The following is a 13237-nucleotide window of genomic DNA, read 5'->3' as shown; positions in this document are numbered from 1 at the left end:
CACCTCCTAATAATTACTCCACATCTCCAGCAGTTGTCTTTCTTCCTCTTCTGAAATCAGTCGCAAGCCTTCTATTGGCTCCTCAGGATATGCCATCACTTGTTCGAGCCAATTCACAAAATGTCCGATCATTCGTGCTATGCTGGACGGATTAAATAAGTCTGTATTGTAGCCAAATGAAATCGTCAACGAGTGCTCGGAATTGACTTCTATGGAAATGGACAAATCAAATTTGGCGACCTTAATGGTGCTTTTCACTGGCTCAATTTTTCGATTTGGCCATTGCTTTAGGTTTCTCAGATGGGTTTGCATCGTAAAAATCGTTTGGAAGATTGGAGAATAGCTTGCATTTCGCTCTGGCTGAAGGACCTCTACTATTTTTTCAAAGGGCACATCCTGATTTTCTTGCCCGCGCAATGTTTTTTCTTTTACTTGGGCGACCAATTGCCTGAAGCTTGGATTGTCTTCGACGTTCACTCTGTAAACTAGCGTGTTTACAAAGCACCCGATTAACCCTTCCATTTCTTTTTGCGTGCGATTCGCAACCGGGCTTCCTACTAAAATATCTGTTTGTCCGGTATAGCGAGAGAGAAAGCCTTGATAGGCAGCCAGTAATGTCATGAACAGCGAAGCACCCTCTTGCTTGCTGAAAGCTTTTAGTTTTTCTAGTAATGGAGCTTCCAAATCGATATGCTGCATGTCCCCTGCATACGTTTGAATCGCTGGCCGTGGACGGTCGAATGGCAACTGAAGCACTGTGAGCTCGTCTGCAAGTTCACTTTCCCAATACGCCACTTGCTCTTTCATCGTCTCATCCGATAGCCATTGTCTTTGCCACACAGCAAAGTCCCCGTATTGAATGGATAACGGTGGCAGATCGGCAGGCGTTCCGCTGACTGCTTCTTCATAAAAGGCCATCCACTCGTCCAGCAAGATATCCTCTGACCAGCCATCGAAAACAATATGATGGACGGTACAAAGCAGTACATACTCCGATTCATCCTGCTTAATCAGCTCGGCTTCAATCAACGGTCCTTGACTCAAGTCAAATACGCGATCAGCACTCCGTTGAATATAATGCTGGACCTGCTGTTCTCTTTCATCCGCGGAGAGACTGCTTACATCTATGACAGGTAATGCTCTTGCTTGATGCGGCTTAATGAGCTGAACAGGGACGCCATTTTGTTTTGCGAATACGGTACGAAGCATTTCATGACGTTCAATTAATTGGTTCAATCCTTTTTCTAATCCGGCAACATCCCATGAACCACTTAAACGCCATACATAAGGAATGTTATAGACGTTGCTTCCTGGCTCCAGTTGGTCAAAAAACCACAACCGCTGCTGCGCAAAAGATAAGGGGATTGGTTCCGTTCTATCCACTTGCAGGAGCGCAGGCAGTTGAACCATTTTCTCGCCTTGTCGCAATTCGGTTAGCCGCTTAGCCAAGCTCTCAATGGTCGGGCAATCAAAGATCGCTCGGAGAGGCACATGTTGACCAAACACTTCTCGTATGCGCGATACAACCTGTGTTGCCAACAGGGAATGCCCGCCTAATTCAAAGAACGAATCAAATACCCCTATTTGGTTTACTCTTAAAATTTCACTCCATATGAGTGCAAGCAATTCTTCTGTTGAGTTTCGCGGCGCTGTGTAGTGCTGGCTTACGTTGTAGATCTCAGGCAGTGGCAATGCTTTACGATCCAATTTGCCACTCGATGTGAGCGGCATTTCCCCCACCCGCACAAAATGAGAAGGAATCATATAAGACGGTAACTGTTTTTGCAAATGGCTTTTTAACGTCTCGATCTCTGATGCCCCACTGAAATAAGCGATTAATCGTTTATCCCCTGGCTCATATTCATGGGCAATGACGGCAACTTCTCCTGCCCCTTGCTGCTTCCTCATAACCGCTTCGATTTCACCTAATTCAATCCGATAACCGCGAATTTTCACTTGATTATCCATACGGCCGATGTACTCAATATTGCCGTCTGGCATCCACCTCGCGTAGTCACCTGTCTTGTATAGCCTTTCAGATGGATTGCCAAAAGGATTCGGGACAAAACGTTCAGCTGTTAACTCAGGCTTTCCGATATACCCTCGTGCAAGACCAATGCCCCCAATAACCAATTCGCCCATCACGCCTATTGGTTGCAGGTCCCCTTCCTTATTGAGGATATAAGCTTGAATATTATCCATAGGCTTACCAATAGGGATTACCTTGCTATCTGCCTGGCAATCATAGTAGGTCACTTCAATGGTCGTTTCCGTAGGACCATACAGATTAATAAGCGTCGTATGGTTTCGTTGCCCGATTAATCGATGAAAACGTTGAACCTGTTCCGTACTCAGAGCTTCCCCTGTCGTATAAACTCGCTGTAATGTTTTTATTTCCTCTACGCAATCCACATTTTCCAAATGGTCTAAAAAGATGCTGAGCATAGATGGAACAAAATGAATGTAAGTGACTTGGTGCTGGGCAACCGTTTTGACAATAACCTCCGGGTCTTTCTCTGCATGGGGAGCGAGGAAACAAAGTTTGCTGCCCGTGAAAAACCATAGGATTAATTCCGTTACCGAAACATCAAAGCAATAGGGAGTCTTTTGCAAGATGGTGTCATGCTCGTTCATGGGGTAGCGATGGACCATCCAGTTCATCCGATTGACAACGGAGCAATGTTCGATCATGACTCCTTTTGGTGTCCCCGTCGAACCTGAGGTATAGATGACGTACGCCAAATTTTTCGAATGGGCAACAGACTCCAGATTCTCGCATTCTACATCCTGATCCGGCCTATTCTCTTCCAATAACAGGACAGGTCCATTGAAGTCGATCGCTGTCTTGAATTTCTCTTGCATGACGACGACCTTCGTATCGCTATCCCGAAGAATATAGGCCAATCTTTCTTTCGGAGCCGCTGTGTCCATTGGCATATACGCGCCACCCGCTTTTAGAATGGCAAGAATACCAATCATCATGTCGCAAGAACGCTCACTCATTAGACCTACTAATGTATCCGGCTTCACTCCCAGATCTCGCAATTTGCTTGCCAGGAAGTTTGCCCTGGTGTTTATCTGCCTGTAGGTCCATTGTTCGTTGCCGAATACAACCGCCATTCGCTCTGGCGTCCGGGCAGCTTGCTCCTCGAAGATTTGATGGAGCGTTTTCTGATCCTCAAACACAACCTCCGTGTCATTCCACTCTTGGAGGATTTGGGTCTGTTCAGAAGCGGTCAGCATAGGCATGGAATGCAACGTCCGGTCACTATGCGTAAGAACGCTTTTCAGCAACTCAATATAATGCGCAAACATGCGGCGCATAGTAACTTCGTCATACAAATCCGTATTGTATTCCCAGTCAAGGCTTATACTTCCGTATTCATCCTTTGTTAAAAGGGAAGAAGAGAGCTCCTCGTGATTCGTCACTACGACGTTGATATCAAATTTGGCCGATCCGTTGCTAATGCCTTCGGTGAGTTGAATATTCAGATTGGATACGGGTAAATGAGTAACTTTTGCATCCTGGAAACTAAACATGACTTGGAATAGAGGGTTACGACTTTGATCGCGCTTCAGTTTTAAGGCATCGACTACTTGATCAAAAGGAATCTCTTGATTCTCGTACGCTTCCAAGGCTGACCTCTTCACATCTTGCAATATATCCCGGAACGTCATATTTTCGGTAAATTGCTGACGGATCACAATATTGTTGACAAACATCCCGATCAATTCTTCCGTGTCCTTCCAGCGGCGATTCGCGATACCCGAGCCTACAATAATGTCTTCTTGATTCGAATAACGATGGAGCAAGGTTTGAAACGCAGACATCATGACCATGAATAAGGTCGTGTTTGTTTTCATGCAGTAATTACGCAATTGAAGATACAGTTCTTCCGGTATTAATTGGGTAAACATATTCCCGTGAAAGGTTTGATTGACTGGTCGTGGCCTGTCAGTGGGCAGTTCCAGAACCCCATTTGCCCCTTGCAATAGATTCTTCCAGTACGTTAACTGCTTGTTTTCCTTGCCGCGCTTAAACAGCTCATTTTGCCATACGCAATAGTCTGCGAATTGAATCGGCAACTCAGCCAGTGGAGATGGTTTTTTTTCAAGATAGGCACTGTACAACGTAAACAGTTCTTTTAAAAATTTGCGGAATGACCATCCATCATGAATCAGATGATGCTCCACAAACAAAATGACAGACTCCCACTCAGAAATCTTATAAACAATCCATCGTGCCAATGGTAGCTGCGCGATATCAATCGGATTTTTGATCTCCATTTGGATCAATCTTTGGACTTCAGCGGCACGATCACTCTCAGGTAAGTGCGAGACATCTATAACAGGCAGTTCCACATCGAACGGTTCATAGATCACCTGATACGGTTGTCCATTTTTCTCGTGAAAAACGGTTCGGAATATTTCATGCCTGCGCACAATCTCCGCAAAACACTTATTGAGTATGGGGAGCTCCAGCATCCCACGTACTTTCATTGTGGCTTGAAAAATATAAGCCAAATTATTCGCGCTTAACTGCTCTAAAAACCATACTCTTTCTTGCGAGTAAGAAAGCGGCAATTCTCGATCTCGTGATACCCTTTTGATGGCAGGGAATGCATCCACTGCGTTTACCTCATCTGCGGCAATTACGATCGGCACGATGCTCCGAATCGTCGGATATGCAAACAGAGCAGACAACGGAATTTCTTTCTTGAAAAGAGCACGGATTCTGGCAATAACCTGAGTCCCCAACAGCGAATGTCCGCCTAATTCAAAGAAATTATCCTCGACTCCAATCTCATCGTATCCAAACAAATCCATCCAAATGTCCAAGAGCTTCGTTTCCCATTCTGTTTCCGGTTTTACATATTCCGTCGAAACATGCGGGCGACTATTGCCTACCTCTGGCAGTGATGTAAGATCAATTTTTCCACTAGGAGTAAGTGGGAAAACATCCATTTTCACAAAGTAAGCCGGAACCATGAACTCTGGAAGCTGAGCCTTCAGATAATCGCGCCATTCTGTTACCGTTCCAGACCCTATTACATAAGCGATCAGCTTGTTATTTTCATAGGCGTCTTTTTTCGCCACAATGATTGCTTGCTCCACAGTCGAATGATTGCCCAAAGTGACTTCAATTTCTTCCAGCTCAATTCTGTACCCTCTCACTTTTACCTGGTTGTCATTCCGCCCGATATACTCCAGGTTTCCGTCTGCCATGTACCGAACCAAATCACCCGTTCGATACAAACGCGAGTCTGCTCCTGAACAATATGGGTTGGAAATAAAGCGTTCCTTTGTCAATTCAGGACGATTTAAGTAACCTCTTGCTACGCCTGATCCGCCGACATACAGTTCTCCGGCAACTCCGACAGGTTGAATTTGCAATTGCTCGTTCAACACGTATAACTGTGTATTGGCATTCGCTTTTCCAATGGGTATTTGCGTGTGCTTTTCATCTGAATGGCATTTGAAGCTGGCAACCTCGACTGTCGTCTCTGTCGGCCCATACGTGTTGTATAAGGTTGTACCATGCGGAATGGTCAATAGATCGATACACTTCGTAACGACATGAGGTGGAAGCACTTCCCCTCCAACTGTGACGTATTTCAAGGAGGATAATGCAGAAGAAGAACCATGATTTTCAATATAATCCAAGACGGCTTTCAACATAGACGGCACAAACTCAAGATGGGTAATTTCATACGTCTCGACTGCTTTCGCAAGCAAGGCGGGGTCTTTCTCATCGTTGTTCGGGAGGATGTACAGGCTAGCACCTTTCAGCATCCACCAAAAGAGTTCCCAAACAGATGCATCAAAGGAAACAGACGTTTTTTGCAAAAGCCTGTCTGTATGTAAAAGCGGACTACGACTCTCCAACGTTTGAAGAAAATTCATAACGGAATGATGCTCAATCATTACCCCCTTGGGATTTCCTGTCGAACCGGAAGTATAAATGACATAAGCAAGATTGTGGCCGTTTACTTCGATTGCAGGGGGTTCCGTGCTTTCATTCGACAAAATTTTGCAATAATCCGATAATTTAACCGTTTTTATTCCGTCAGGCACTTTCGTCGCGGACGCTTCATCCGCAATCACTACTTGTAAAGCAGCATCCTCCATAATATAGTGGAGTCTTTGAACAGGATAAGCAGGATCGATTGGTACATAAGCGCCTCCTGCTTTCAACACACCTAATATGCTCACGATCATTTCAATAGACCGCTCTTGGCATATTCCCACCAGTACTTCACTCGTTACCCCAATCTTTCGGAGGTAATTCGCTAATTGATTGGAGCGGATCTCCAATTGCCTATAGGTCATCTTCTCTTGCTTAAAAACGAGCGCAATGGCATCGGGATTCCGACTGGCCTGGAAACCAAAGGCAGTCAAGATTGTGTCAGGAACATTCGTGGGTTCATCATTCCTGCACCACTCGTCCACCAGTTCTCTCTCTTGGTTTTGGGTGATCAATCGCAATAAATCAATAGGAGTTTCGACATTAGCAATTACATGTTCGATCCAGTTACAAAAGTTCTCGATCATTCGTCGTATCGTTTGTTGGGTAAACAGGAAGGAATTATATGTAAATGTGATACGCATTCCCTCGGCCTCTTCGACATCAACACGCAGCTCTACATTTGCTATTTGGGAATCGACAAAAAGTCTGTTATCCTCATCCCCGGCTTTTCCCACTCTGAAAAAGGTATGAAATAATTTCGTAGTTTCACAGCTACTAGCAAGCTTCTCTTCCGTCAGATTCTCTTTGACCTCGTTCAACAGCTGCTTAAAGCTCGGCGTTCCACCAACAATCACACGACTTGCAAAAAAAGCAGAGCTTTCATCCGCTATGGCACCAATCCGAATGTCGTTTTGCCCCGTATATCTGTAAAGATAGCTATGGTAGGCAGCCAAAAATAGTGTAAACATGTCAGTCTCTTCTTCCACGCAAAGGAATCTTGCTTTTTCCCCAACCGTTTTTGACAGATCAATCGATTGCGTCTCTTCCGCATAACGAGCATTCTTAAGTCTGGGGACATCAAACGGAAGCTGCAGCAATGGCGCCCCTTCTGCCAATTCTGAAAGCCACTGATTCACATGATCTTTCATGGTCATGGTTATCCTCCCTTTTTGAGCTTGATAATGAAAGAGAAACCCTCTAAAATCATGAAGTTCCTCACCCGCTTTTGCTTGATCAGACTTTTAAAATGGATATAGGTCGGTAAGCCTCCCCCTCCTTTACAAAGTAGGCGTTGACTCATCGAATCGTCCACGATAAAGACTGGACACCCGATTGGTTAAGGTGAAGCAAGTAAGCAGCGTCAAAAAAGGCCAATATATACAAATGAAAAAGGGAAAACCAGAGGAATAGTTGACCGAACAAACATGTTGTTTCTAAATTTTATAGAGCATGTTCAAAGCGGCTACAAACGAGATGTGAAAAGGAAGGTAACTGAATTGAATTGCTATGAATTCGCGAAAAAAGTGGAGTAGTGTTTTGAATACTGTTGAGTATGAAACACCTATGCAGGAAAGCCTTGCAATGGAATGGTGAATTGTTCTTTCGAATCGTGGGAAGGCAGCTTCAGATTCTACTAGGAAGAGGGGAATTTCTGGAACAATTACCTATTAAGAGCGTAAAATGTAATAGATTACCATTTAATGGCATTATATCATATCTGAATTTTATGTCAAATCATAGCGTAGACATTTGTTTATTATAAAACAAAAATAGACATGTTTACCTTCTCGGGTAGGCTGGTGTAGAAATTGATCGATACCTGAGAAGGTTGAACATGTCTATTTTTCTTTGTAGAAATTTGCTTACTCCATACATAAAATCATTAACCTTGAAAAAGGGTATACCCTCCTACCACTATCGAGACTGCAATTAAAATACCGAAGTACCACTTCGCAAACCGAAAACTGAACCACGAGCCTTCCCACCATAAAATTCCAAAGAAAATAGCCCCAATCATCATGCTAGTGACAAAAGCAATGAATGCATTTTCCATAGTTCTTCACCTTTGAAAACAGAATGGAAAAGAGGCTGCCCTCCACGGTTGATCGAGCAGCCCCTTTTCATTTACCAGACCGTAATCTTAATCGTAATGGTCTCGCCGCCGTATTCCACTGTAATCGTTGTTTTACCAGATTCCAGTGCGGTCACGACACCATTTTCTACAGTCGCAATCTCAGGATCTTCCACTGTCCATTCGGCATCCTTGGTGACGATCTCCTCGTATCTATTTTCATAGACCGCATACAGGACGATCTCTCCAGTATTGTCTGCATTCAAGCGCAGCGAAGAGCGCGATACTCGCAAATCTTTCACTTTCTTTTCTTCTACCACGAGCACACGATTGGTTACCTTTTTACCGCCATATTTCGCAGTAATGACAGCCTTCCCTTCAGCCAGTGCTGTCACTTTTCCCTCTTTTGTTACTTCGACGACCTCTTCGTCGCTTGAGGACCAAGTTGCTTTTTCTGTCACCTCTTCGGTGTTTTTGTCACTGAAGACGGCTGTCAGCGTTAGCTGCTTCTCGTCATCGATCTCCAGCACCAAATCCTTGAAGGAGGTCGTCAAAGAACGAATGGTTTTCTTAGAAACCGTCACCGGAATCTCCAGTTCCTCGCCCATATAACGAACGGTAACGATGTCTTCTCCCTCTGCTTTGCCTGCCGTAATGCGGCCCTGCTTGACGGTAACCAACCCGGTTTTCGTGTCGTATTCCACATTTTTGTCTCGCGTGATGTCTTTGCGTTTTTTGCCTTCTACCTTATAGAGTCGTAAGGTTGTGGTTACTCTTGGTTTCATCCAGAAGGACGGCTCGTCTGTTTCCAACTGGAAGGTGGCTATTTCCTTAACGGTTACTTCCACCGAATCGGTTTTGTTCCCGTCTACGGTCGTCACTGTAATCGTCGCAGTCCCAGGAGCTACTGCCTTGATCTTGCCCTCCTCATCTACCTCGACGATCTCAGAGTCGCTGCTTTCCCACTTGACTCGTTTGTTGGTGGCATTCGTTGGTTTTACAGTGGCTCGAAGGCTTTCTGTATCGCCAACACGCAGCGTCAACTCCTCTTCTTCTAACTCAACTCCGGTGACCGGCTCTCCTGTTGATGGATTCGGCACATTCGGCACATATAGCTCAATGGAATCATCCAGATCGACGGTGTTTCCTGCCTGATCGCGAAGCTGGATCAGAACCTTTTTCATCCCATCGCCATACGTCAAGCTCCACGGTACCGTTCCCGTCACTTTTTCCCAGCTGCTCCACTTGCCTTGTTCATTGGAGATACGCATCTCGACATCTCCCAAATTGTCCGTGGCAGTAACATGCAGTCTCACGCTGGTCGAGTTGGTTAGACGATCATCATTGTTGATGACGAACGTGCCCGTTGGTGCTGTTTTATCCAAAGTAAACGTGATCTTGGTTTCGTTTCCGGAAGTATCTACGACCCGCAGCTCATGCTTGCCTTCACTTGTTACCTGGTCGCCACTTGTGAACGGAGCACTGTTTAACGTCGCGGTTCCTTCGGTGAATGTGATGGTCACATCATCTTTGTAAATGCCTTTGTCCTCGACTCCTGTAACCACTGGTGCATCTGCATCCAGCTCGATCGTATCGGAAACGGTTGTGATGTGCCCTGCCCTGTCTGTGATCTGCATCTCGACAGTCTTGGTTCCATCACCGGACTTCAACTGCCATGCTTTGGTCGCAGTTGCTGCCTCCCAATCGCTCCAGTCGTTGTCACCATTGGCGAAGCGGATCTGTACATCACTGGTACTGTCGTTCGCTGTGATCGTGAGCGTAATATCACGAGACTTGGTGTGGTTGTCTCCGTTATTGATCGTGATGGATCCAGTCGGCGCCAACACATCCAGTACAATCGTATCACTTAGCTTTGTGACGTTCCCCGCTTTGTCCCGCAGCTTGACATAAACCGTTTTGGTGCCGTTTGTGCTGCCATCAGCCAGCTTCCATGCTTTTGACTCCGCGAAACGCTCCCACGTGCCCGAATTGTCATCCGCGTTAGAGATAACCATTTCGATGTCGTCTGTTTTTCCTGACGCAGTGAGTTGCAGCGTAACATCTACTGTTTTCGCAAATTCGGCTCTGTTATCGATGCTGAGCGTTCCAGTCGGTGGCGTTTTATCCAACATGAAACGAATCGTCGTGCGATTTTGTGCATCATCTATGACGACCAACTCATACGATCCTTCCACAGTGACGACAGAACCGCTCGTAAACGGATTGCCATTCAGTAATGCTGTTCCCTCATTGAAGGTAATTGTTACGTCACTCGCATAGACACCATCCTGGACGACTCCTGTGACGACTGGTCCAGCGGAATCCAGCGTGATTTGCTTTTGAAGGGCCAATTGGTTTCCAGCCGGATCTCTCAGCTCCAGATAAACCATTTTGGTTCCATCAATACCGCTCAGCTCCCATGGAACGTCGCCTTTTGTCGGCGCGGTTTTCCAATCGCTCCACGTCAGGTTGTCATTCGACAAGCGCATTTCCACACCATGAGCATCAGCCGACTCCACACTCAACGTAACTTTGCTCATGTTGGTATACGACTGACCTTGATTGATCTCAAAAGCACCCGTAGGGCTGGTCATATCGAGTGTGATCTCATCGGTAAAGCTGGCAATATTCCCTGCTTTGTCCCTTACTTCCATGGAAACCGACTTGGTTCCGTCTCCAGTCGACAAGGACCATGCCTTTGTTGGCGTCAGCGCTTCCCAAGAAGTCCAATTGGCTGGATCACTCGCATCATGGGAAAAGCGCATCTGTAGTTCATTGCTGAAATCGGTAACAGCAATTTGTAATGTGGTTGCCAGTGTATTGGTATAATTGGCGTCACCATTGATCTTGAGACTGCCTGACGGCTTCGTTTGATCAATCGAAAATGCAAGCGTTGTTGTATTGCCCGCTTCATCCGTGACAATTAGCGTATAAGCGCCATCGTCATTGACGATTTCTCCGTCAGCTATCGGCTTTCCGTTCAAGGTCGCCTTTCCTTCGTTGAAGCTGATCGTAACACTCTGATTGTACAGCTTGTTGTTCTCTACCCCTGTGACAACAGGTGCAACCGTGTCGAGTGTAATCGTTGCCTGTAAATCATGTGTGTTGCCAGCTTCGTCGATCAACTGTACATAGACCGTTTTTTGTCCATCTCCATTTGTTAGTTTCCAAGCCTTGGTCGTCGCAACATCCTCTGGCGAACTCCAGCTGATGTTATCGTTGGACAGCTTCATTTTCACCTTGCTGGTAGCGTCAGTGGCATCGATTTGCAAAGTGACATCCTGATTATTCGCATGGGTGGCTCCGTTATTGATCGCAAGAGTTCCAGTAGGCGCGGTTTTATCCAGGGAAAAGTTTACCGTAGTTGTATTCCCCGCTGTGTCCGTCACTACCAGCGTGTACTTGCCCTCCACACTCACCTTTGTGCCGCTGGCAAAAGGAGCACCATTCAATGTTGCTGTGCCATCGTCGAAGACAGGGGTGACATCTGCCGTGTAGAAGCTGCCATTCGCAACCCCCGTCACAACAGGTGGTGTTTTGTCTAACACGATGGTATCCGATGTCGTAAACAGATTCCCTGCACCATCACGGAACCTCGCATAGACCGTTTTTTGTCCATCTCCACTCGCCAAGTTCCATTCCAGCTTGTTGTTGACTGGGACAGGTATCCAACTGCCTGTAAAGTTGTTATCATTCGACAACATCACTTCTACCGGGCCGTTCGCATCGCTTCCCTGTATGGTAAGCTCTACCTTTTCTGATGAAGTGGCTTCGTTCCCATTATTGATCTCGATGGTCCCTGCCGGAGGCGTCGTATCCAGCACAATGCTATCCTCCGCTTGCAGGACAGTTCCTGTTCCGTCACGCAGCTCCATGAAGACCGTTTTGGTCCCTTCGCCTGTTGTGAGAGTCCACGTTACAGGTGTCCCTAACGAGTTCCATTCGCTCCAAGGACCACCTTCCACATTCGTCAAACGGTACTCGGGCTTGGCCGCGTCAGGGTCATCATGGCTCATGGTGAGCGTCACATTTGCTGAACTCGTAATCGCGGAACCGCCATTGATGGTAACCGTCGCTGTCGTAGGTGGTTCATTTACATCTGTCACCTGGATGGTCATCACCTTGGTAAAGAAATTGCCAGCCAAGTCTGTTGCGGTTATCGGTACAGAGTAAGTTGACTTCGTTTCAAAATCAAATTTTTCCGTTGCCTTCAGTTGATTTCCCTCAACAGTAAATGGCAACGTATTGTTTAGAATGCTAAACGTAACGGTTTCCCCTTGATCAGGATCTACTGCCGAAAGCGTACCAACTACCGCTCCTATTTGATTGTTTTCAGGAATCGAATTGGACGATAAGAGGATATCGGTTGGTGGAGTGTTAGCAGCATAAGTGATTTCCAACTGAGAAGCGTAGCTACTATTTCTTTTGTCGTAGAAAACGATTTGAGGCTGATACAAAAGGGGAACAGGTGGCGCTGTTTGTCGTCCTCTTAAAACAAAGGTAGCTTTTTTGTCTGGAATCTGGCTCTTAACAAAGCTGGTTACATCAAACGATTTCCACCCTGTGAAATTACTCGGTAGCATCTCATTTGTTATGATTCTTTCATGATGCATAGGTAGCGTCATCGTAGCATCATCGTTCCAACTGTCATCAGACGAGCCCCATAAATCAATAAAGGGCATATCTCCGCCTGTTGATTCTACCTTATGCACATAAATTCTTAGTTTAGCGGACTCAATTTTCATCTCACTTTTCACGCCGCTCAGGTCAAAACGTAGAGCAGTATTCGCAGCCCCATAATCCATGCTACTGTCTCGCGCATAGCCGACAATCAACGCGTTCGGAATCATTTCATATGGCAAACCTTCTGGATAGCCACCAGACGCATCCACGATCTTGTTTGCCTCTACTCGAATCACATCTGTAATAGCTGCATTCACTTTTTCATAAATAAACACAGGTTGGACAATTGCAAACAGCAAAATAAATACCAACAGACGAGCCATCATTCTTTTCATCAATAACACTGTCCTCCTTCCTTCTTCATTTGAACTCCTCCTACTGTCGACACACTCCCCCAGCAAAACATCTAGGTGAAACAAAAATATGGTAACAACAGTCTTTTGCAAAAAATACTAACTAAAGTTATGTCTTTGCGTGATTGTTTTCTTCCCAACAAAAAACCCCACCGTATAGGC

2 protein-coding genes are annotated in these 13237 nt (G+C 45.8%); both read right to left on the bottom strand.

Annotated elements, in window-relative coordinates:
* Positions 1 to 6 precede the first annotated feature (6 nt).
* Positions 7 to 7122, bottom strand: coding sequence for an amino acid adenylation domain-containing protein (locus tag E8L90_RS26800; RefSeq protein ID WP_137032264.1), 7116 nt, complete (start codon positions 7120 to 7122; stop codon positions 7 to 9).
* A gap of 970 nt (positions 7123 to 8092) precedes the next feature.
* Positions 8093 to 13057 (bottom strand): Ig-like domain-containing protein, encoded by a 4965-nt coding sequence (locus E8L90_RS26795; protein WP_137032262.1) that lies wholly within the window; start codon positions 13055 to 13057, stop codon positions 8093 to 8095.
* Positions 13058 to 13237 lie beyond the last annotated feature (180 nt).

The sequence above is a fragment of the Brevibacillus antibioticus genome, assembly GCF_005217615.1.
Classification (GTDB): domain Bacteria; phylum Bacillota; class Bacilli; order Brevibacillales; family Brevibacillaceae; genus Brevibacillus; species Brevibacillus antibioticus.
Note: the sequence above shows the minus strand (reverse complement) of the source record. Positions and strands in the feature narration are given on the sequence as shown.